The organism is Parapedobacter luteus (assembly GCF_900168055.1).
GTDB classification, from domain to species: Bacteria; Bacteroidota; Bacteroidia; order Sphingobacteriales; family Sphingobacteriaceae; genus Parapedobacter; species Parapedobacter luteus.
The window spans coordinates 136,985-159,168 of the sequence record NZ_FUYS01000001.1 but is presented as its reverse complement, the minus strand read 5'-3'; the positions used below and the strand labels follow the sequence as shown (position 1 = coordinate 159,168).

The window sequence follows — 22,184 nt, the reverse complement described above, 5'->3', positions numbered from 1 at the left end:
GTTTCACTTAACCGCTGTAAAAAATATTTTCTTTAACCGCTGCAAGCATTTGTATTTTTGGTTTTTCGCATTATCCGCGTTCGTATATCCGAATTTTTCGCAAATTTCCTGCATCGACAAATTCGATATATAGAAATCATGGATAATGGTTCGACAAGGTTCCCCCAGCTTGTCCAACGCCCGCTCCATCATCGACAGCTGTAAATCACGTTCATGATGCATCGCTAAATCCTCCTCCACCGGAATGATTTCCTCATAGCTGTCTACATCATGATATACCCGCCCTTGACTGGCCAGTTGCTTAAGCCACAGCCGGCGGCACACCGAGTAAAGATAAGTTTTTAACTTACTGCTCAACGTAAAATTACCCTGCCTAATTTTATCGTACAGCACAATAATTGCCTCTTGAAAGATATCCTTCGCCTCCTCCTCCGTACCGTTATTTCGCAGCACCATGTTTAACACCATGGGGAAATAATCGCTATATAATCCGGCCAAAACGGTGGCATTGCCATGGGCAATACCGTCAACGGTTTTCTGATCAGCTTCCAGTATGGCAGTCTTATTCAATTTACTCACTTATTAATACGCTTTTACCCCGAATAGTAACCCATATCCCTTGCCAAACGTAATACTTTTTTTTGATTATTTGGCTGGTGATCCGTGATGGGTAATCGGCGACCGTTCATTAAAATAATCCCTATCTTAGCCGCAAAATTAAGAGTCATGCACAATACTGCCCAATTGCAGCAACGGATAATAGAAGGGCTGAAGGAAATTGATATGCCTGAATTTCCCCAAAACCTCTATGAACCCATCAAATACCTCTTGCAAATTGGCGGCAAGCGTATCCGTCCATTGCTTACCTTGCTGGCGGCCGACCTATTTTCCGTTGACGACACGGATAACGCACTGCCAGCTGCACTGGCGGTCGAACTGTTCCACAATTTCTCGTTGATGCATGACGATATCATGGACAATGCCCCGTTGCGGCGGGGGCAGCAAACTGTCCATGAAAAATGGAATCCCAACGTGGCCATTCTTTCGGGCGACAACCTGCTTATCATGGCTTACCGGCAACTGGCAAAATGCCCACCTGAAAAATTGCCGCAGCTTTTGGAGGCGTTCAACACCATGGCAACCGAAGTGTGCGAAGGGCAGCAACTGGATATGGATTTCGAAAACATGGCATCGGTGGGTATTGATGATTACCTCCGGATGATCCGGCTAAAAACCTCTGTCTTGCTTGGCACCGCCCTGAAGATGGGTGCAATTCTGGGCAATGCGGATGACAATGACGCGCAACACCTATATGACTTCGGCGTGAATGTCGGTCTGGCTTTCCAGTTGCAGGATGACATCCTTGATGTATATGGCGACCCCGCACAGTTCGGCAAGCAAAGGGGGGGCGACATCCTGGCCAATAAGAAGACGTACCTGTTGATTAAGGCCCTTGAAACGGCAGGCACGGACATCCGGCCGGAACTGGACCGGTGGCTGGCCACCGATGGTCCGGCGGAAGCGAAGGTAAACGCCGTAACGGTGCTATACGACCGCCTCGGTGTCAGGCAGGCGGCTGAACTGGCCAAACAGCGATACATCGAGCAGGCTTATGCGGCATTGGATGCCATTGGCGTTCATACAACCCGTAAAACGCCTTTGCGGACATTGGCACAGACTTTACTCAACCGGACGAGCTGACGTTCCCGGAGCAGCGGCTCAACGCGCCGTTTTCACTCGCAACACCAGCGCTGCGGCAACAAGCAGCAATACGCCTGCCATCATAATCGAATAAATTGGCTGCCCACCGAAAGCGTATTTCACGAGGTAGCCGCCGAAGAAGCCATTCACGATCTGCGGAAAGGTGATAAAGAAATTGAAAATCCCCATATACACCCCCATCTTGCGCGCCGGGATGCTGCCGGACAAGATGGCGTAAGGCATGGCCAGTATACTGCCCCAAGCCATCCCGACCCCAACCATCGGCAACAAAAGAAACCGGGGATCCGGAATGAAGTAAATAGCAATTAGGGCGATACCGCCGGCTAGCAAGGACACGGCGTGCGCTCCTTTTGTGCCCATCCGCCGGGCAATCAGCGGCAGCGCCAGAGCGTAAACCGCAGCGACCCCGTTGTACACACCGAATAAAATGCCCACCCAGTTTCCGGCGTCCGCGTATCGCAGGGAGAACGTATCGCCCGCACGCACGCCGTATACATGCTGCGCGATAGCCGGCGTCGTGAACACCCACATGGAAAACAAGGCAAACCACGAAAAAAACTGAACCCATCCCAGCTGCCTCATCACTGGCGGCATCTCACGGAAATCCCGCCATATCGCCCATAACCCGCTGCGCTTGCCGGCCGGCTGCTCAGCTCCGCTTGCCGCCTCAAAACGTTCCAGCGCTTCGGGTGGATATTCCCGCGTGGTCACCACCGTCCACAGTACTGCGCCCAGCAGCACTGCGCCGCCGATATAGAACGAAAACAGCACGTTGTCCGGTATATATCCCGTCTCCGCGGTTTTGGGTACCCCCACCCATTCCGCCAGGATATAGGGCAACCAAGAGCCGGCCACCGCCCCTAACCCGATGAGAAAAGACTGTACCGAATACCCTACACTCCGTTGCTCATCGGGCAGCTTATCGGCTACCAGCGCCCGGAACGGCTCCATCGCGACATTGAATGACGCGTCCATAATCATCAGCATACCCGCCCCAATCCACAACGATGGCAGCAGTGCGGTCAGCGCGGCCGCATTAGGCATCAGCACGAGCGCGACGGCAGAGCACAACGCACCTGCCAGGAAATAGGGCCGCCTGCGCCCCAGCCGCGTCCACGTCCGATCACTATAGTGCCCCACAATGGGCTGGATGACCATGCCCGTGAGCGGTGCTGCGAGCCAAAACAGCGACAACTGCTCAATATCGGCCCCGAACGTCTGCAAGATACGGGAGGCGTTGCCGTTCTGCAATGCAAAGCCGAACTGGATACCCAAAAACCCAACGCTCATACTTACAATCTGGCCAAGGCGCAGGCGCGGCTTTTTCACAACATTCATATCCGCTGCCCTCCCGCCAGTTCAACGCTCGCTTCACGTGGCACACGGTACGGATGACCAAAGACAAAAACCGTGAGCGGATCGCTGCCACTATGAGCCAATAACACTCCTGAACGGCTTACCTTAACCGTCAGCACCGTACCCCGGAACCGGATACTGAATTCGTACGATTGCCACTTCACCGGCAACATGGGGCTGAAATGCAGCCGTCCATCCCGAACGCGCATACCCGCAAAGCCTTCCACGATGCTCATCCATGTGCCCGCCATGGATGTGATGTGAAGCCCATCTTCCGTATCGTTGTTATAATCGTCAAGGTCAAGCCTTGCCGTGCGCAGATAAAATTGGTAAGCCCGCTCTTCATCGCCCAGCTTGGCCGCCAGGATAGCATGCACGCACGGTGACAGCGAGCTTTCATGTACGGTAAGCGGCTCGTAAAAGTCAACATTCCGCCGTATGGTCTCCAGATCAAAGCGATCTTCAAGCAAATATATGCCCTGCAGTACGTCGGCTTGCTTGATGTAGCACGATCGCAGAATGCGATCCCAGCTCCAATGCTGGTTCAGCGGCCGCTGTTCAGCCGGCAGTGATTCGGCCGGCACCAGTTCTTTATCCAGAAAACCGTCTTGTTGCAGGAAAATACCCCTCTCGCCATCTACCGGATAGTACATTTTTTCGACAATCGTTTCCCATGTGCCGGTTTCATGCCGCTCGTCGAAAGCCGTCCTGGTGATAACAGCCTCATACTTGGCAGGCCAAGCATGCCGGACGGCAGTAAGGGCCTCGAGCGCATACGTTAAGCACCATACCGCCATCGTATTGGTATACCAGTTGTTGTTGACGTTGTTTTCATACTCATTCGGCCCCGTTACACCCAGTATCACATAGCGCTGCCGGTATTCGCTCCAGTTGACGCGCTGTGCCCAGAAACGCGCAATACCGATGAGCACCTCCAACCCATAGTCTGCGAGGTACTCATCGTCCCCTGTGTACCGGACATAATTGTAGATGGCAAATGCGATGGCGCCGTTGCGGTGGATCTCTTCAAACGTGATTTCCCATTCGTTATGACACTCTTCGCCATTCATTGTAACCATCGGGAAAAGCGCCGCTCCGCCATCAAAGCCCAGTTTGCGGGCGTTTTCAATCGCCTTGGGCAAATGCCTGTAGCGATACAGCAGCAGGTTTTTAGCCACGGCCGGCGGCGCCGTGGCCAGGTAAAACGGCAGGCAATACGCTTCGGTATCCCAGTAGGTAGCCCCACCGTACTTTTCGCCGGTAAAGCCCTTGGGGCCGATATTGAGCCGCTCATCTTCACCGGAGTAGGTCTGATGCAGCTGGAAGATGTTGAACCGTATGGCCTGCTGGGCAGCAATGTCTCCCCTGATGCGGATATCACTTTCTTCCCATTTTTGACCCCAAGCTTCAGATTGTTCAACCATCATGCGATCAAAACCTTTGGCCACCACCCGGTCCAGCATGGCCGATGCCCGTGCCTCCATGTCCGCTTTGGGATGGTTTTCAGACGAAAGGACGACGGCATATTTCCGTACGGCGATGCTCTGGCCGGCAGCCAGATCGAATGTTACGGACTTGCCGATGTAATCATCCCGTCTGACATCCTGTTCACTGCACTGGATGCGCCCTTCATCAGCCAGCAGCTCATAGTGCATGCCCGTGGTCACCCAAAAGTCCGTTTTTTTGGTGCGCATGGTCAATACCGACCGGTTCGGGGCGGTGCTGGCAGCGACGTACTCCCAGAACGTCTCATCATAATTCGAATCCATATTGCGGACACCACCGTCAAGATAAGGAATTACGACAAAGCGCCCCTCGAAATTCCGGGCACTTATCCGGTAGCTAAGGGCCCCGCATTCGTCATCCACCAAGCTGCAAAACCGGGTGGCTTCCACGGCTACTTCCCTGCCGTCCTCGAAACGCGCAGTAAAACTCCGGCTCAGGTAGCCATCCCTCATGCAAAGCTGCCGCCTGAAACGGAGGATTTCCAACCGATGAAGATCCAACGGTTCACCGTCAACGAAAACGTCGATACCGATCCAGCTGGGGGCGTTCAGCACCTTGGCGAAATACTCCGGGTATCCGTTTTTCCACCACCCCACGCGGGTTTTGTCGGGATAATAAACCCCGGCAACATATGACCCTTGGAGGCTTTCGCCGCCGTAACGCTCTTCAAAGTTGGCCCGCTGTCCCATACGTCCGTTGCCGATGCTGAAAATACTTTCCGAAACTTTGTTCAGCGCAGGATTAAATCCTTCTTCGATAATGTTCCATTCGTCATGTTTGATATAGTTCTTCATCCAACGTTCATTTTATGTGCTTTCGTCAATCTATCTTCAAGTCCGCCAACCCTGCCACCACAAGGTCTGCCCGTTGCAGCGCTGTCCCGCTGCCAATGCCCACCGCGGACATGCCGGCAGCCTTTGCCGCATCGATGCCCGCCTGGGCATCTTCAAAAACCAGGCACGCATCCGGCGCAGCGCCCAGCGCTTCGGCCGCACGGAGAAACACTTCGGGGTGCGGCTTGGACAGCACTACCGCGTTGCCGTCAATAACCGCGTCGAAATACCCTTGCAGGCCCGTGCGATCCAGGATGAGCCGGGCATTTTTGCTGGCCGACCCCAACGCCGTGCGGATGCCAGTTGCCTTCGCCGCACGCAGAAAGGCCAGCACACCGGGCAGCACATCGTCGGGCCCCATACGTTCCACAAGTTCCAGATACCATGCATTCTTCTTTTCGGCGAGGTGCTCCTTGTCCAAACCGGCCTGCTGCATCCGTCCCCAGGTGAGCACTTGCTCCAGCGACTGCATGCGGCTTACGCCTTTGAGCAGTTCATTCTGCTGCATGGAAAAGTCAAAGCCCAGCTCATTGGCCAGCCGCCTCCACGCCCGGTAGTGAAACGTAGCTGTGTCTACCAGCACCCCATCCAAATCAAAGATGAAAGCTTCTTTGCCAGCAGCGAGCTGTTTCCAGTTCTTCCTGTCGCCTGTCATAGTAATTCCAGCACCGCCGTGGATTTGGCGTTCAACCTGAGGGGAGCGGTAAGGTTTACAGTATTCCCGTTGATGATATCCTTGGCACGCGTGGCTGATCGGATGCGCTCTTCAAAGCGGGAGACATCGATTTCAGCCTCATCCTCTCCGGTATTCATCACCACCATCACCGTCTTTTCATCGTTGTAACGGAAATAAACATACACGGCATCTTCCGGCACATACTGCATCATCCGGCCCGTTTGCAGCACCGGATTGCTTTTGCGGTAGTTAGCCAGCGTGCGGATGTACTGGAAAATGTCATTTTCCAGTACCGAGCGTCCGGCCTCGGTAAACTTATCCACGGTATCCGCCGGCCAGCCGCCAGGAAAGTCCTCCCGTACCATGCCATCCGGATTGGCAAAATTCTTCATGGCTATTTCCGCACCATAATAAAGCTGCGGGATGCCTCTTGTCGTCATCAGCCAAGCCAGGCCGGACTTATACTTATCCACATTTTCGCCCACTTCTGAAAAGAAGCGGCTCTTATCATGATTATCCAGGAACACCACGTTGCGGTACGCATCTTCATAGACGAAGTCGTTGGCCAGGACGCTGTACAGCCTATTCACACCGTCGGTCCAGCCGAACGACCCATTGAGCGCTTCGATGATGGCAAAGTGCGTCTGAAAGTCCGTCACCCCGGGCATATGCGTATCAAACCGCTGGTTAATGGTGCTGCCCTGGGTATATACCGCCTGGTTGGGCACACCATGCACCCAGGTTTCGCCGAAGAACGTCAGCTCCGGATATTCCGCCTTGATGAGCCTACCCCAATCGGCCATGAAATCCAGATCGTTATACGGATACGTATCCAGGCGGAAGCCATCAACTCCGGCATACTCCACCCACCAGATGTGGCTTTGCGTAATGTATTTGCGCACATACGGATTACGGTGATTCATGTCTGGCATGGTGGGTACAAACCACCCATCGGTCATCCGTTTCCGGTCAGCCTCGGCGGCATAGGGATCAAAAATCACCTGATCTTTATACGTCGTATTGGTATAGGTGGGCCATTGGTTCAGCCAGTCCGGAGCAGGCGGGTCAAGAACGGTCCAGTGCCGCAGCCCGACGTGGTTGTGCACTAAATCTTTTATCAGCTTCATACCCCTTCGGTGGAGTTCATCTGCCAGTTTCCGGTACAGCTCATTGTCACCGAATCTGGGGTCCACTTGATAGTTTTCTGTCGCCGCATAGCCGTGGTAAGAAGCCTGTTCCATATCATTCGTCAACACCGGATTAAGCCAAAGGGCCGTCACCCCAAGGTCATGGAGGTAGTCCAGCTTGTTGATAATGCCCTGAAGGTCGCCTCCGTGGCGGTAATACATCGAGTCGCGGTTTAATGCCGTTTCACGCATGCCCGGCACGATGTCATTGCTCGTGTCGCCGTTGGCAAAGCGATCCGGCATGATCAGGTAAATCACATCGTCGCTACGGACACCCTGTGCCTTAGTCCTGTCGGCTTCGCGGGCCTTCAGTTCATACTCCCAACTGAAGGTCCGGCCATCGGATCCATTGAACACAATGGGCACATTACCCGGTGTGGTACTGGGCGCAATATGCAGGTCCAGAAACAGGTAATTCGGGTTTTCCACCCGGTGCACCTGGGTGAGCTGTACGCCCGGAAACACGATTTCCGGCTCATAAGCCGCAATATTTTCGCCATATACCAGCAATTGCAATTCAGGGTTGTGCATGCCTACCCACCAGTGGAGCGGCTCTACGCGCGCTACGGACTGGCCGGACGCGCCTGCCGGCATCCCCAGGCTCAGCGCCAGGAGACATGCCGGTATCCATCTGAAAAACACGTTCATTCTGAGCAATACGTTCATCTCGTAAAACTGATTTTTATTGTTTCACCATGGTGTACACTTTGGCTACCGGATCAAACGTAATTACATACGTACCGCTTTCTGTATGCGCGATATCCGGCCCACCTTCCACCAGTTCACCGTCCTGCACGCCGAAGTTGACCGACCAGTCGTGGTTTTTCCTGAACTTAAATTCTCCCGGATTCAACGTTACGGTCACCTTCCACACGGCATTGGCGTTGTCATACACCATGTCTGTATCGGTATCCCATCCCCCGGGTGTAGCGCTGCCGATTAGCCCCCACGAGTGGTCGGTATAGCCAATGGTATTATCGTTGGTATTGACGGTGACCTCAAGGTTTCCAGCTCGCGGCGCTTTGATATTGGCACCTCCATTCAGCACAATGGAGCCAGGTTCATCCTCACCGTAGGAATCATCCCAATTGCGGGCCGGGGTGAGTTTAAACTCCGAACCTGCCTCGGGGAACCGGATAATACCCGTATAAATGCCGTTGCTCGTTGGCGACACCAGGCTTTCGGCCGTAGCCGGATCCCACCCCTGGTAAGCCCCGGGGACATACAGGTAACTGATAGCAGCATAAGGCGTCACCGTCAGTTGCACCACGTTTGAGTAAAGCGGTTCCACCGCTTCGTTTATCCTCGCGCGTATCCGCACTTCCACTTCACTCGCCTCCCCCACCGGGAGTTCAAGGGCCAGCAGGAGGCTGTTGAAGTCGTAGGTCGTGAAGCCTGCACTGTTTTCACCGGCCGTAACAATGCGTTCCCTTGGTTGTTCGAAGTTCGTCCCCTTGCGGGCCACCTGGAGGGTGTTGGTCACTGCCGCAGCATAGCCGAAGTCAGCAGGCGTCCAGGAAAAACGGATAGCCTCCTCATCGGCATGCTCGCGTTCCAGAACAAGTGTGTTTTCAGATGCCTGCAGTGCCGGACCATCGCCCGGTTGCAGCACCAGCCGTGATTCGTCTTTATCGCAGGCGGTAATCATCAACATTCCGATAGCCGCAAAAAACAAGCTGCTTAAATATGATCTGTTCATGGCAATAGTCTAATTGTTAATAACCGGTATTTTGTGTCAGATTCGGGTTGGCAATCAAATCAGCCGCCGGAATAGGGAAAAGCGTCCGGTAACTTTCAACGCCCGCGCCATTAGCCACGCCCCCCTTAAACGGCCAAAGATAATCACCGGATGTAAACCTGCCGTAACGGATCAGGTCGGTGCGTCTGAAAGCCTCCCAATACAGTTCGCGGCTCCGCTCATTTAAAATGCCATCCAGCGAGATGCTGGTTACATTACCGGAAGTATTGCCATAAGCCCTTTCACGGAGCCTGTTGATGTAGGCTATCGCCTGGGCAGTACTGCCGCCATTGCCCCCACGCAGCACGGCTTCCGCATAAATCAGGTATTGCTCAGCAAGCCGGAACAGGGGGAAGTCCGTGGAACAGAACACCCCGTTGACCGACCGGCCATTTTCGCCCGAAGACGTGACGTTCCTGAACTTGGCCACCGCCAATCCCTGGGTAAACAAACTGGGATCTTCAATATCCGGCTGATCGCCCATAAACATGGCCCGTGTATCTGTAGCACCACTATGGTCGTCGAATGCCAGCGGCAGTGTGCTCCGGCTGCGGTTGCCGCCCCATCCGCCGTTCGGTATGCCAAAAGACGCAGGCCCCATTGACGAATGCACCGACGAATTAATCAGGAAGGTCGTTCCCCCGTTGTTCTGGGTCTGAATGCCATCGTAATTGATGGATAGGATGACCTCCGGATTGTTCTGGTCATTATCTGCCAGAAACAGGTGCCGGTAGTTTTCCATCAACGCATATCCGGCATCGATCACCTTCGTTGCATAGGTGATGGCTTCGGTGTACTTTCCATTGCCTGTGCCCAGATAGGTTTCGGCATTCAAGTACATGCGGGCCAGCAGGGCCCATGCAGCCGCCTTATCTGCCCGTCCGTACTCATTCTGGTGGGGATCGGTCAGCTGTGTCTCCAGATCCAGCAATTCTGATTCTACATATCCAAACAGCTCCGCCCGAGTTATCTGCCGCGGGGGAACCTTGCCTATCCCATCCGTCTCGGTGATAAACGGCGGATTCCCGAAAAGATCCATCAGCACCCAATACTGGAATGCCCGAAGAAAACGAGCTTCCAGACGGTAATGGGCAATTTCCTGTGCTTCTGGGCCGGAAATCCCCCGTTGGTTCAGCTTTTCGTCCGTGCTTTCCCGTAGGAACTCATTCGCTACGGTAATCTGGTAAATGCTCCGCGTATAAAGCCCCCGCAGCATAATATGGCTGGAATTCCAGCTCATGTAATTCAGGTCGGGAATCCCGGGGTCACCAAGCCATGCACATATAGCCTCATCCGTTGTCAGCTCCTGCGCATTCCAGTACAGCCGCAAAAAGTCAGACGTACCAGCGTCGATCCCGCCGAGGTCACTTTCTCCAGGCCCTCTGCCGCTGGTTGTAGCAAAACTGCCATAGACTTTAGCCAGCGCGCTTTTATACCCCTCAGGTGTACTAAAAGCCATGTCTGCTGTGATATCGTTAGTCGGCACCAGGTCCAGATTCTGGCTACACGCGGCAAACATCCAAGCTGCCAGCAAGCCCGTTTTCATTAATATCGTTGTTCTCTTCATCGCCGTTGATTTTTAGAAGCCCAGATTAAGCCCAAGGGTGAAGGTCCTGGGCCGCGGGTAAAACTGATTGTCTATTCCGTTGCTTATTTCAGGGTCTACCCCCTTATATTTTGTCACCGTGAACACATTCTGCACATTGGCGGAAACCGTCAGACTGGATCCACTGCCCCGCAGCAGGTTGTCTATCCTGTAGCTCAACGAAAGGTTGTCCATCTTAAGGAACGATGCATTGTGGATATAATAATCGCTGGTGTACTGTTTTTGCACAAAGCCCGTGTTCAGGAAATCCACGGGAGCATTGTTGATGGGCCCATTGGGGTCCAGCACGTTGTACCGGCTTCCGAAGTTGGACGACACGTTGTCATACACGTAATTCCCGATATTGGCACGGAGTACCGTGGTGAGCGTAAACTGCCTGTATTCGAGCTGAGAGGTAAAACCCAGCAGATACCGCGGTAGTGGCGACTTATAGAAATAACGATCGTCATCGTTGATCGTACCGTCGCCGTTCAGGTCGGCGTACACGCCCTCCAATGGTCTGCCGTTCTGGTCGTACACCTGCTTATGCACACGGAAGCTATAAGGCGCATAGTTGACGACGTGCGCCTGAATGTGGTTGCCAGTGCTTCCGGTGATCCCGCCTTGTTCAATCAGGTAATTCGGGTCATCCACGTTGGTCAGGTTGGTTACTTTGTTGGTATTGAAGGTAAAGTTGAACCCCACGTCCCAGGTAAACGCTTCGCCCCTTACCGGCGTGGTGTTGATACTCCACTCGACGCCGCGGTTTTCCATATTCCCTACGTTGGTGAGCAGCAGGTTACTGAAGTTGGTACCAACAGGGATGGGGATTACGCTCAGGAGGTCTTTCGTTTTCTTGAAATAAACGTCTACGCTGCCATGTATACGGCCGTCCAAGAAACCATAGTCGATCCCGGCATTGTAGGTGGCCGTGCTTTCCCACCGGATGTCACGGTCATAGGCCAAAGGGGTATGCATGTAATAGAAGGTATCGCCGAACTGGTACATGGACTCATTGGCACTGCTGACATAGTTGGGGAGGTACGAGTAGTTGGCAATACCGTCCTGTTGGCCGGTAACCCCGTAACTCAGCCGCAGTTTCAGATCCGAAAACACCCGGTTATCCCGCAGGAAGGGTTCATCCCTGATGCGCCAGGTAAGGCCCACAGAGGGGAACACCCCCCAGCGGTTTTCGCTGGCAAACCGCGAGGAACCATCGGTACGGATCGTCGCCGAGAGGATATAACGGTCTGCATGCGTATAGATCAGGCGCCCATAATATGAGATCAGGCGGTTCTGCGGTTCATCAAACGGAAACGCAGGCTCGCTCAATACGGTGCCGTCCTCGCTGGTACGGTTATAGTTATTTATCCTTGATTTGTTGTCGTAATAACCGTAACCCGCCGTGGCATTGATATGGCCGTTTATTCCGGCGAGCTGCCTGGTGTAATTGAGGTAAAACTCACCTACCCGGTTGAATATATCTGTCTGATAGCGGGTGACTTCGCCGGCGGTGCTGAACCGCTGCGCCGCAATAGCCGGAATGAAAACACCGCCCTTTCCCCTGGACACATCGTAGCCGAGGTTCAGGTTGGCATGCAGCCCTTCCACAAACGGCAGGGCATAATCGAGCTGTATGTTCCCGAAGCTGCGGTACGCATCGCCTTGATCGTCCTTAAGCTCAATGAGGCCAACCGGGTTTCGGGGCGCATTCGGATTAGGCACATGCCGGTCGTTGTCCGCATCGTATTGCAGCCACTCCCAGTAACCGCCGAACGCATTGTCGGTGCGTACCGGCTGGGTGGGGTCAAACTGGATTGAGGCCCCGATGCCGTCCTGGTTGGCAAACCTGGAACGGGTGTGCGAGCCTTTGAGGTTTATATCTACCTTCAGCGTATTGTTGAATAACATCGGGCTGGCACTGATAGCCGCAGACGTACGCTGCAGGCGGTCGCTCATAAGCACGCCATCCTGATTCAGGAAACCGGCCGAAACACGGTAGGGCAGATCTCCAGCCCTTCCGGCAATGCTGAGGTTGTTATCGGTCGTATACGCCGGCCGGTAGATTTCGTTTTGCCAGTCGGTATTAGCGCTGCCCAGCAGCTGCTTTTGCGCCTCGCTGCCATTCGCATTCACATAGTCGCGAATCTGATCCGCCGAAAGCACATCGACCTTCCGGTCCACCGTCGCCAGCGCATGCTGCGTACTGAAGTTGATGGCTGTCCGGCTGCCCGTTCCCTTTTTCGTCGTAATGAGGATTACGCCGTTAGACGCCCGCGAACCATAAATCGCGGTCGCATTGGCGTCCTTGAGCACGGTAAATGTTTCAATGTCATTTGGATTGATGAGGCTCAGCGGGTTGCTAACCCCCGGCACTTCGCCCACGGCGAGGGGCACCCCGTCCACGACGATGAGCGGGTCGTTGCTGGCATTCAATGACGCCCCGGCGCGCACGCGGATGGTGCTGCCCGCACCCGGCCGACCACCGGACGACGTTATCTGCACGCCGGCTACCTTGCCCGCTATCAGCTGCTCCGGCGTGGTAATCGTGCCCGACTGAAACTCGCGTGAACTTACGGTAGCCACCGACCCCGTTAAATCACGCCGTTGCTGTGTGCCGTAGCCGATCACCACCACTTCGCTCAGGAACTGTTCATCCGGTTTCAATTCGAAGTCTGCCACCTGCTCTGCACCGCTCACCGACACACGCTTTTCCGCAGGCAGATACCCCACATACGTTACCGCTACCGTATACGTGCCATTGGCAATATCCGGAAGCGCAAACCGCCCGTCTTCATCGGTCGATGCCGTTCGGCGCAGTTCTTTCACCTGCACCGAAGCGCCCAGCAGTGGCTGGCCCTGTTCATCGACCACCCGGCCGGTGATGGCCCCGCCTTGTCCGTGGGCCAGGAATGTTGTGCCCGCCAGCAGCAGGCACAGCATCAGCATTCGCTTTGTGTGTTTTATTATCATATTCAGTCATTTTGGTTTCCATGCTTTTGTTTCGTCCCGCAACGCTCTTTTTTATCGGCTTGCCAATGCCGCTTTGCTGTACACATAATACTCACCGGGGGCGAGCGACCTGGCGTACCCCTCGTCCAGCCGTATCACCTGCCTGCCCATATTATCGTACCAATCTCCTGCTGAAATCTCTTCGACATCAGCCCTGCGCGGCACCACGTCAAAATTGCCCACCACAACCACCTGCTGGCCTGCATGCATCAGACTGATATATTTGACGGCTCCGGCCAGCTGGTAAGTAAATGTGCCGTGACGGAAAATCTCATTGTGTGTTTTAAACCCGATTAAACGGCCGAAAGCCTCGTAAAGTTCGCGGCGCGGCCCCTTGTTGTATTCCCATAGCACCGGCTTCTCTCCGGTGCGCCCATTCTCCTCAATGGAGACATCATACCCAAGCTCTCCAAACTGCCACATCATTTTCGGCCCCGGTGCCGCCAGCAGAAAGGCCGCGGCCATTTCTACGCGCTTCAATGCCGTATTGAGTTGACGTACGTCATACCCCCCCGATCGGTTGCCATACGCCAGGTTTTTGAACATGATACGCTCCTCATCATGGCTTTCCATATAGCTCACCAAATTGGGCGCGGAAAAACCATGTTCGGTATGAAACAACCTTCTGAAATCCGACTGATCCAGCCAGCCCATTGTAGCCTCGTTGAACGGGTGGTTCAGGTTATTCCACAGTAGCATACCCTCGGCTGCCAGCTCGCTTTCCTCGCTATCGTCGGCAAAATGCTCCAATATGACGAAAAAGTCCGCATCAATGGATCGGATAAACGCATGGTATGCTTTCCAGATAGCAACGCGCGATGCATCATACGCGCTCCAGGCGGCGACCCCACTTTCAGACGTGCCTGTATTTTTTTGCGTAAAACCTTTAGACAAGTCAAAGCGGAAGCCATCCACACGGTATTCTTCCATCCAAAACCGCAACACATCGCTCACAAAAGCTTTCGTGTATTCACTTTCGTGGTTGAAGTCGTATCCCACGTTGAACGGATGGCGGGCTTCTGTGTTAAGCCAAGGATTGTCCGCCGAAGGCCTTCCGTTCTCGGCATAAAGCCGCACCAAGGGCGACTGGCCGAACGTATGGTTCAGCACCACATCAAGGATGACAGCAATCCCCCTTGCATGGCATTCATCGATTAATTGCTTGAGATCGTTTTTAGTGCCATAGTATTTATCCGGCGCGAAGTAAAACGACGGATTATACCCCCAGCTGGAATTACCCTCGAATTCGTTGACAGGCATCAGCTGTAACGCGTTGACTCCTAAGTTAGTCAAATAGTTAAGCGTGTCAACCAGCGTCTTATAGTTTCTGGCCGCGATAAAATCCCTTACATGCAATTCATAAATCACCAAATCGTGCGGATGCGGCCGCCGGAACCCTTGCGTACGCCACGCATACCGATGCTCGTTGGCCGTCGTCACAGCGACTATCCCGCTGGTTTTTCCGTGCGGGTAGGATTTCAGGTTGGGGTAGGTATGCCCCGGAATGTACTGGTCGTGGTCAGGGTCAAGCACCAGCTCCGCATACGGGTCAGCCACACGGATAGTGCCATCTATCACAAACTGGTACGCATAGGCGGCCTGCGGGTCCAAGCCGTCTACGGCCACCCACCAATGCTTGCCGTCAGGCGTGCGCTTCATCAGGCTTTCCGGCTGAAATGACCAGTCATTGAAGTCGCCCAGCAAATAGGCCGACGTTTTGCCCGGCGCGGTCAGCGCGAATACCGCTGCGGATCCGCCGCTCATGAAGGTGACACCGTTGGGCGCAGCCCCGGCGGGAAGCTCCGCTATTTCCGGATCGCCCAGCACCAACACGGAAAAGCCAGCTTCACCGGATTTTCCGCTTTCCGTAGCCACTGCTGTAAAGGTGTGCTCGCCCGACTGGGTAAAGGTATAGGTAGCGCGCAACGTCGTCCCGCGGTCCGTCCCGATGAGATTTCCGTTGACATGAATCGCCAGCTCGACGGACGTGGAAGCCAGCGCCGTCAGCTCAATGGTCTCACCGGGCGCATAAACAAGTTTTGAAGGCTGCGGGGAAAACAGCGGCTGCATTTCAGGACCAGAAAAACGGACATGCAAGCCACCCTGTTCAAACAACGGCACGTACAGATCGCTGCCATCGCTGTTTCTGCCCACTTTCGAACCGTCCGCACTGCGCAAAACCAACGCAATTTTAAGCAGTTTTTCGCCCGTAGGCACCCCAAAATACACACGCGGCTTCAATTTAAGCTCGTATACCCCGTTTCCAATATCCACCAACCGCGTGGCGGCGGTGTTTTCCCCCCATTCCGTCTTGACGTACCGCCAATCCGTTGCACCGCCGCTCAAGGACGTAATCACGCCGATATGTGCATACACATCGCCGGCATATCCATGTAGTTCCCGGTTACCTTTGCCGCTGTCGAACCGCAGCGTTATTTCCTCATTGGCTGTGGGAAAAGCGGGCATAAATGTGAGTAGGCCCGTTTCGGCTTCCGGGACCACCGGATCAGGCCCGGGCGAATCGTCTCCTGACGGCTTCTTACAGCCTGTCAATACGGCCAGCCCCCATAAGAAACAAAAAAGAATACCTTTCATGACCTCAATTTTGGCTATATAATCGGGTGCAAAAGATCACTTTTGCTGGTCAGCATTTTCGGGAACGTTCCCGAAACTTAAACAAATGTATACAACATCCGTTGAATTCAAAGAAAAAAAGATTTTTTTTTGAAGCTATCCGGCGCTCGACTTCCGCTCCATCAGTACCGATGGCAGAATAATACTTTCATTGCCAGTTCGCTTTTCGCCGGCCTTGAGTGCGCGAAATAACACGGCGGCCGCAGTGGCCCCCATCTCATAAGCAGGTTGAGTAACCGTACTGAGCGCAGGATTAAGCAAGTCTGCGATTTCCAGGCTTGAGAATCCGATAACTTTCAGATTCTCGGGGATCGCGATACCTTCTTCGCTACAGAACCGGTACGTTGCTATCGCCAGCCGCTCGACGGCGGCAAAAATACCGTCAGGCTGCAGCCGCCCGAACGATTCGGCCAGTCGCCTGCGGATTTCGTACCGGTCATTGGTACATTCCACGATGAGGTCGTCATCCGCTGCCATACCGTAGTCGCGCAGCGCATCGACATAGCCCTGTAGGCGAATTTTGCCGATAGACACATGTTTGTTGACGACCAAGTAAGCCACCCTGGAACAGCCTTTGTCAAGCAAGTGCTTTGTGGCGGCATAGCTGCTCTCATAGTCATTTGCCGTGACCTTGGTCGCCGCGACATCATCATAATACCGATCAAAAAAAACCAAGGGAATGCCCCGCTTTGCCAGCAACTCCAGGTATTGATGCCGGTGCCCTTCGCCGGACACTGACATGATCACCCCTTCCACACGGCCGTTGCAAATCTGGGTCACGAAAGAAGCCTCCTTCTCGTAATCATCGTCGGTCACATAAATCAAGGTGTGGTAGCCATTCATGCGCGCCTCCCGCTCAATGCCATGAATCGCCTGCGAAAAGAAATTATTCGCAAATTCGGGCACTACGATGGCAATGGTCTTACTCTTTTGGTCACGCAGGCTGCTGGCATACATGTTGGGCTGATACCCCAATGTTTCGGCCATTTCGAGAATACGCTGCTTGGTTTTCGCATTGATATCGCTGTTACCACGGAAAGCCCGTGACACCGTTGAGGTAGAGAGCCCGAGCTTCTCTGCCAGCACCTTTATGTTTATGGCATCCATACAACCAACGTCTAATCCTTTTTTCCGTACAATAATACATATATACCTGTTAATGTTTATACCCCCGCAAGCAAATGCTTTTCAATACCAAACTGGGTATACCCCGTCCGGCCACTGACTGCCAACATTTCCTTCAATTTATTAGGTTTTTATAGGGACATTATAGGGATGTTATAGGGACTTCATAGGGGAAAACACCTCTTACTAACCTTTTATATTCCTGTTACATTCTATTTAACGTATATTAATTTGTGGTATCGGTCAGCCATCATTTCATAGCAAGTGGCCAATCAGAAACTGGCAGCATAATTGCAGCTACACACAAAATCATTTCGTTTTTACATATTTTTTGTTAACTTGTGCAAGTTGCGCACCACATATAAACACACCAGAGCTTATGGAGATGGATGCACTAAAAATCACAACGTTCCAGGCCTACCTTTTTTGGGAAAACATCGATAAGAACCTCAGCAATCTTGCGCTGAGGCTGTCTGCAATACGCGAAAAAACCGATTTAATTGTTTTGCCCGAGATGTTTAATACCGGTTTTACGATGAATGTAGCGCAATGTGCCGAGAAATCCGATGGAAAGACCATGCACTGGATGCTGGAAATGGCTCAAAAATACGATTGCGTGGTGGCCGGTAGCCTTATCATCGAAGAAGAGGGCAACTATTATAACCGGTTTGTATGGATGACCAAAGATGGCAATTACGTTAAATATGATAAACGCCACCTGTTTGGTCTGGCCAAAGAAGACACGATTTTTACGCCCGGAGACAAGCGTGTGATTGTCGAGCTCAATGGTTGGAAAATATGCCCGATGATATGCTATGACCTGCGCTTTCCGGTCTGGTCGCGCAACCTCAACGCTGCTTATGACATCCTGCTCTACGTCGCCAACTGGCCGGACAAACGGTCGGCGCATTGGCGTAGTCTAATCCCCGCAAGGGCTATCGAAAACCAAGCGTTTGTCATTGGTGTAAACCGCGTGGGCCATGATGGCAATGAGATCTATTATTCCGGCGGTTCTATGTGCATTTCACCCATCGGCGACGTTGTGTACTATAAACCGGAATATGAAGACTTATATACGTTTACCATATACAGGCGGGATTTGGATGACACCCGTAGGGATTTGCCGTTCCTGAAGGATATGGATGATTTTAATCTGGTCGTCAGCCGGAAGTCGTAAGTTGCCGGCAGGCATCAATGATATGGCCGTTCGAGGATTGCGGCTTTAATGACAGCATCCCGGAGGTCAAAATCCGTATGACTGCTTATCGCGCCCGCCGATGTGTCTTCCACCACTTCCAGGCGTTGCTGTTTTTGCTGCTGGCGAGCTTTGCGCACACGCCTTACCTCTTCCACGTCCATCACGCCGGAAAAGCGATCAAAAGCGGGCCGCGGCGCCGGCTGCCGAGCGCCAGCAGGTAGCGGCTGTTCGCGCCCAATTTCCTTGGGGTACGCCTCGGTCGGCCGCTGCGCGTTTTCTTCGGGCAAAGGCGGTAAAGGCGGCTGGCCGAAGTTTCGCTTCCGCGCCTTTTCCTGCTCCTTTTGGAAGTTGGCATATGCCTGAAAAGCAAACACCGCTATGGCTATAATTATGGGAATCAACGTTTCCATCGCCCTAAAGTTAGGAAATTATTTTGACAATGCACGGGGCGAAAGGTTCCCACTTTTGTAACATATCAACACAACATACGTCAAAGCGGAGGTAATAGCCGTTCATGAATAACCAACGACAACTGTTCCAGCGATTATTTGAAGACAACTCGAAAAAGGTGTATCACCTTTGCTATGGCTATACCGGCGACAGCGACGCTGCAAATGATCTCATGCAGGAAACCTTCATCAAGGTTTGGCAGAACCTTGACAAATTCCGCAATCAGTCACAGTTTTCAACCTGGATATACCGTATTGCGGTAAACACCTGCCTCTCCTACCTGCGCACAGCTAAACGGCGCGCCACAGATGAACTCAACGACAAAATCATCGAAAACTACACGGAGGAACCGTCGGAAAAGCAAGAGCAGATTGCCCTATTGTACAAATCCATTGCACAGCTGGAAGAAAACGAACGCATTATCATCACCATGGTGCTGGACGAGATTCCCTACCCCGAGATAGCCGAAATAGCAGGCATATCCGAAGGCAATCTACGGGTGAAGATACACCGGATAAAACACAAGCTAACTGAAATATACAACAGCAATGAAAGGGTTTGACGAGATACAACAGCTTTGGCAAGGGCAAGAGCCCGAACCAAACGTTAGCTTTGAAACGATTCTGAAACGCATCAAGGGCAACAAAACTGCACTTGCACGGAAACTGTATTGGCAACTCGTAGCCGTTGGAATAACCATCATGCTGTTGCTCTGGATGTGTATAACCATCGATTTTTCGACTTGGACGAGCTATTTGGCCCTGGCCATCATGGTGGGCTGTATCTGCTACTATTTCTTCAACCAAATCGCTGACTACCGCCATATCAACACCAGTGAGCATTTACTGGCCAAACCACAGGATTACATCGATTACCTCAAAGCGTTCCAACAGCGGCGCAATCGCTTCAACACCCGAAATTATGCGGTGTATGAAGCATGTATTGCCATCGCCTTCATGCTGTATGGTGTTGAAATGTATTTTGCACTGCCAATCTGGACCTTCATTGGCTCGGTGATTTTCATCGTCTTTTGGTTCCTTATCTGCCATTTCGTCTTCATGAAACAATACATCCGCAATGAAAATGAGCGCATTGAAGAAATGATCGAAAACTTAGAGCGGATAAAGGGGCAGTTTAGGGATGCTTGAAGTTCACTCAAGCGACATATCCCCGATGCGGAAAAGGCGCTTGACACACAGAGACAAATTGCGGCCTTATAGATAACAGCATTTTGGGTTGCAAGAAATAGCAAGTCTCGTAAAAATCCCCACTATTCTCGTAAAGTTTTTCGCGTTTAAAGATTGAATTGCCACCTTCGAAATAGCTTCAAAATCTTAAATTATGAATGCGCTAAAATTAAAAATTGGACAAGAGTTGACTAAAGATGAAATGAAAAAGGTCAATGGCGGTGAGATGCAACTCACCTGCCTCTGTGACAGCGGTTCCGGGGGTTTTTCCCCTCATCCAAGTTTAAACACTGATGTGGAAGCATTAGAGGCTCTCGCCGATGAATATTGTGGCGAAGGCAGTACTATCACTTGCCACAATGTTTGATGCATAGTATACTGGCGTTTATTCCACTGATTTGTGGTCTTCTTTCCACACTCGGTTCGTCAATTAACGACAAACCGAGTCCTTTGCGAGCCTTGAAGACCGAAGTCCGAATAGAAATCAAGGATATTAACCGTTCAGGCACTAATTACTTCACTTTTTTTCCACCGATCGGTGGTTTTTTTAATCGTTATTTCCCAATCACCGACGGATATGTAAAAAAGAATCACCAGGTACAGATTTCTTTTGATTTGGAATCACCCTCATTCGCACAATTTTATTTAGGCAAAGATCATTACTTATGCTATATAGAGCCCGGGGATATTGTGACAGTGACTGAAACTTTAGAAAAAGGACAACACGTTGTCACGTTTCAAGGCAACCACAGTGAAGCGAATAATCTTTACAAAAAGCGATTAACTCCCGAATATCGGGAACGGTTAACACGGCAAATTTTAAGTCGGCTTGATGACCATGACTCCTTAGTGTCATATGTTAACGCTGAGTGGAAAAAAACCATTCAACCTTATGAAGATCTGCTTAAAAAAGGCAAATTGAGCGAAGTCAGTTATTCGTATTTTTATACCGCATTGTATCTTGAGTTTTTTGACAGACCGCTATTAACTGTACTACTTACTGAGCAAATACCACTTTATCAATCAGGCAAATTCCTCGCCTATGTTTTTGATGAGCATCTAATCAATAGTAGTCTAACAGTAAGTTGTATAAGAGGACGAAATTTTTTAAGTTGCTACGGAAGGTACCTTAAATTGAAAAATGATTTCCGCACGAGGCTTCCAGAATACAGTATATTTGGCATGTATCAATATTATGGGGCGCTATCACCCATACAACAGGAGTTTTGTTTGGCGTCAAATCTCGTCCTCCAAGAAAAGTATGCTGCCAGTGCATATGACTATGAAAAGGCACTTGCTTTTTTCAAAAGCAAATTCAAGGAAAGCCCCTTTATTCCCTACATAGCGTCCAAAACTACTGAAGTTAAATCGAGAGTCACCCTAAAGGTATTAACCGAATCAGCAAATGACAGCGCCAAAGCCACCTCGACAATTCTACGTTATGAAAACGGACAAATAGTGATAATCGACAGCGCTGCCACGCTTAGCTCACTTGAAGAGCTGGCGAAACATTATAGCGAAAACAGCAGCCTATATATTGACTTTTGGGCTACTTGGTGCATTCCATGCATTTTGGAATTCGATAATAAATCCAAAACTCACCAAATATTGGCAGATAAAAATGTGATGCCCGTATACGTTTCTATCGATGAGCCAGGTAAGATGAGTCGTTGGATAGAAATAATCCAAAGGAAAGAATTGAATGGATTGCATGTCTATGCGGGTGACGTGCTAAAAAACAACTTAGAAACATTGCACAAAATAAATACTATACCAAGGTATATGCTTACAGATAGTCAAGGCAAGACCATCAACAACGATGCGCCTCGTCCAAGTGACCTACGCAGTTTGGAAGAAGTTATCGGTAAAATTAATTAGCAACGTTGTTTTGGATGTACTGGCGGAGACGCACCTTACTAGCACCCTTTGAACACTGAAAAGTCCCTTTGGAAAGAACGCTTTTGTACATTCAAAC

The 22,184-nt window shown here is 51.8% G+C and carries 17 protein-coding genes; 6 read left to right on the top strand and 11 right to left on the bottom strand.

Annotation, left to right across the window (positions count from 1 at the left end):
* Positions 1-3: 3 nt before the first annotated feature.
* Positions 4-579 (bottom strand): RNA polymerase sigma factor, encoded by a 576-nt coding sequence (locus B5X72_RS00755; protein ID WP_079714896.1) that lies wholly within the window; start codon positions 577-579, stop codon positions 4-6.
* Between the two features lie 147 nt (positions 580-726).
* Here B5X72_RS00755 and B5X72_RS00750 point away from each other — a divergent pair, with 147 nt between their 5' ends.
* Positions 727-1,701, top strand: a complete 975-nt coding sequence (locus B5X72_RS00750) for a polyprenyl synthetase family protein (protein WP_079714895.1) — start codon at positions 727-729, stop codon at positions 1,699-1,701.
* A gap of 18 nt (positions 1,702-1,719) precedes the next feature.
* On the opposite strand, the gene B5X72_RS00745 is transcribed toward B5X72_RS00750, so the two are convergent.
* The 9 genes from B5X72_RS00745 to B5X72_RS00705 form a co-directional block, all read right to left on the bottom strand.
* A complete protein-coding gene (locus tag B5X72_RS00745; protein WP_245826768.1) occupies positions 1,720-3,012 on the bottom strand; it encodes an MFS transporter in 1,293 nt (430 codons plus the stop codon).
* A 44-nt stretch (positions 3,013-3,056) separates the two neighbouring features.
* On the bottom strand, positions 3,057-5,378 hold the full coding sequence (locus B5X72_RS00740; protein ID WP_079714893.1) for a glycoside hydrolase family 65 protein: 2,322 nt from the start codon (positions 5,376-5,378) through the stop codon (positions 3,057-3,059).
* 25 nt (positions 5,379-5,403) lie between these two features.
* Positions 5,404-6,072: a beta-phosphoglucomutase gene (pgmB, locus tag B5X72_RS00735; RefSeq protein ID WP_079714892.1), complete on the bottom strand. Its 669-nt coding sequence runs from the start codon at positions 6,070-6,072 to the stop codon at positions 5,404-5,406.
* Positions 6,069-7,946: a glycoside hydrolase family 13 protein gene (locus B5X72_RS00730; protein ID WP_079714891.1), complete on the bottom strand. Its 1,878-nt coding sequence runs from the start codon at positions 7,944-7,946 to the stop codon at positions 6,069-6,071. The genes pgmB and B5X72_RS00730 overlap by 4 nt, the downstream gene beginning before the upstream one ends.
* 16 nt (positions 7,947-7,962) lie before the next feature.
* Entirely contained in the window at positions 7,963-8,979 is a 1,017-nt protein-coding gene (locus B5X72_RS00725) for a SusE domain-containing protein (protein ID WP_079714890.1), read from the bottom strand.
* A 16-nt stretch (positions 8,980-8,995) separates the two neighbouring features.
* Positions 8,996-10,585 (bottom strand): RagB/SusD family nutrient uptake outer membrane protein, encoded by a 1,590-nt coding sequence (locus B5X72_RS00720; protein ID WP_079714889.1) that lies wholly within the window; start codon positions 10,583-10,585, stop codon positions 8,996-8,998.
* A gap of 12 nt (positions 10,586-10,597) precedes the next feature.
* The gene (locus B5X72_RS00715; RefSeq protein ID WP_079714888.1) at positions 10,598-13,576 is read right to left on the bottom strand and encodes a SusC/RagA family TonB-linked outer membrane protein; all 2,979 of its coding nucleotides are present in this window, start codon (positions 13,574-13,576) and stop codon (positions 10,598-10,600) included.
* Between the two features lie 51 nt (positions 13,577-13,627).
* The gene (locus B5X72_RS00710) at positions 13,628-16,210 is read right to left on the bottom strand and encodes an alpha-amylase family glycosyl hydrolase (RefSeq protein WP_079714887.1); all 2,583 of its coding nucleotides are present in this window, start codon (positions 16,208-16,210) and stop codon (positions 13,628-13,630) included.
* A 135-nt stretch (positions 16,211-16,345) separates the two neighbouring features.
* Positions 16,346-17,356, bottom strand: a complete 1,011-nt coding sequence (locus tag B5X72_RS00705) for a LacI family DNA-binding transcriptional regulator (RefSeq protein ID WP_079714886.1) — start codon at positions 17,354-17,356, stop codon at positions 16,346-16,348.
* A gap of 403 nt (positions 17,357-17,759) precedes the next feature.
* On the opposite strand from B5X72_RS00705, the gene B5X72_RS00700 reads away from it, so the two are divergent.
* Positions 17,760-18,551 (top strand): amidohydrolase, encoded by a 792-nt coding sequence (locus tag B5X72_RS00700; RefSeq protein WP_079715373.1) that lies wholly within the window; start codon positions 17,760-17,762, stop codon positions 18,549-18,551.
* Positions 18,552-18,565: 14 nt separating this feature from the next.
* Here the strand turns inward: B5X72_RS00700 and B5X72_RS00695 are convergent, their stop codons facing one another.
* Complete coding sequence (locus B5X72_RS00695; protein WP_079714885.1) at positions 18,566-18,982, bottom strand: hypothetical protein; 417 nt, start codon at positions 18,980-18,982, stop codon at positions 18,566-18,568.
* A gap of 104 nt (positions 18,983-19,086) precedes the next feature.
* Here B5X72_RS00695 and B5X72_RS00690 point away from each other — a divergent pair, with 104 nt between their 5' ends.
* From B5X72_RS00690 to B5X72_RS00675, 4 genes are all read left to right on the top strand, one after another.
* Positions 19,087-19,584: an RNA polymerase sigma factor gene (locus tag B5X72_RS00690; protein WP_079714884.1), complete on the top strand. Its 498-nt coding sequence runs from the start codon at positions 19,087-19,089 to the stop codon at positions 19,582-19,584.
* Complete coding sequence (locus B5X72_RS00685; protein WP_079714883.1) at positions 19,571-20,170, top strand: hypothetical protein; 600 nt, start codon at positions 19,571-19,573, stop codon at positions 20,168-20,170. The genes B5X72_RS00690 and B5X72_RS00685 overlap by 14 nt, the downstream gene beginning before the upstream one ends.
* Before the next feature lie 193 nt (positions 20,171-20,363).
* A complete protein-coding gene (locus B5X72_RS00680) occupies positions 20,364-20,576 on the top strand; it encodes a hypothetical protein (protein WP_079714882.1) in 213 nt (70 codons plus the stop codon).
* The gene (locus B5X72_RS00675) at positions 20,576-22,087 is read left to right on the top strand and encodes a TlpA family protein disulfide reductase (RefSeq protein WP_139378472.1); all 1,512 of its coding nucleotides are present in this window, start codon (positions 20,576-20,578) and stop codon (positions 22,085-22,087) included. Before B5X72_RS00680 ends, B5X72_RS00675 begins: the two co-directional genes overlap by 1 nt.
* The last annotated feature ends 97 nt before the right edge of the window (positions 22,088-22,184 follow it).

Excerpts from the sequence above, each read along its gene's own strand:
- B5X72_RS00750 (WP_079714895.1), top strand. The coding sequence starts at position 727 with ATGCACAATACTGCCCAATTGCAGCAACGGATAATAGAAGGGCTGAAG.
- B5X72_RS00745 (WP_245826768.1), bottom strand. The coding sequence starts at position 3,012 with ATGAGCGTTGGGTTTTTGGGTATCCAGTTCGGCTTTGCATTGCAGAAC.
- B5X72_RS00740 (WP_079714893.1), bottom strand. The coding sequence starts at position 5,378 with ATGAAGAACTATATCAAACATGACGAATGGAACATTATCGAAGAAGGA.
- pgmB (WP_079714892.1), bottom strand. The coding sequence starts at position 6,072 with ATGACAGGCGACAGGAAGAACTGGAAACAGCTCGCTGCTGGCAAAGAA.
- B5X72_RS00730 (WP_079714891.1), bottom strand. The coding sequence starts at position 7,946 with ATGAACGTATTGCTCAGAATGAACGTGTTTTTCAGATGGATACCGGCA.
- B5X72_RS00725 (WP_079714890.1), bottom strand. The coding sequence starts at position 8,979 with ATGAACAGATCATATTTAAGCAGCTTGTTTTTTGCGGCTATCGGAATG.
- B5X72_RS00720 (WP_079714889.1), bottom strand. The coding sequence starts at position 10,585 with ATGAAGAGAACAACGATATTAATGAAAACGGGCTTGCTGGCAGCTTGG.
- B5X72_RS00715 (WP_079714888.1), bottom strand. The coding sequence starts at position 13,576 with ATGATAATAAAACACACAAAGCGAATGCTGATGCTGTGCCTGCTGCTG.
- B5X72_RS00710 (WP_079714887.1), bottom strand. The coding sequence starts at position 16,210 with ATGAAAGGTATTCTTTTTTGTTTCTTATGGGGGCTGGCCGTATTGACA.
- B5X72_RS00705 (WP_079714886.1), bottom strand. The coding sequence starts at position 17,356 with ATGGATGCCATAAACATAAAGGTGCTGGCAGAGAAGCTCGGGCTCTCT.
- B5X72_RS00700 (WP_079715373.1), top strand. The coding sequence starts at position 17,760 with ATGGATGCACTAAAAATCACAACGTTCCAGGCCTACCTTTTTTGGGAA.
- B5X72_RS00695 (WP_079714885.1), bottom strand. The coding sequence starts at position 18,982 with ATGGAAACGTTGATTCCCATAATTATAGCCATAGCGGTGTTTGCTTTT.
- B5X72_RS00690 (WP_079714884.1), top strand. The coding sequence starts at position 19,087 with ATGAATAACCAACGACAACTGTTCCAGCGATTATTTGAAGACAACTCG.
- B5X72_RS00685 (WP_079714883.1), top strand. The coding sequence starts at position 19,571 with ATGAAAGGGTTTGACGAGATACAACAGCTTTGGCAAGGGCAAGAGCCC.
- B5X72_RS00680 (WP_079714882.1), top strand. The coding sequence starts at position 20,364 with ATGAATGCGCTAAAATTAAAAATTGGACAAGAGTTGACTAAAGATGAA.
- B5X72_RS00675 (WP_139378472.1), top strand. The coding sequence starts at position 20,576 with ATGCATAGTATACTGGCGTTTATTCCACTGATTTGTGGTCTTCTTTCC.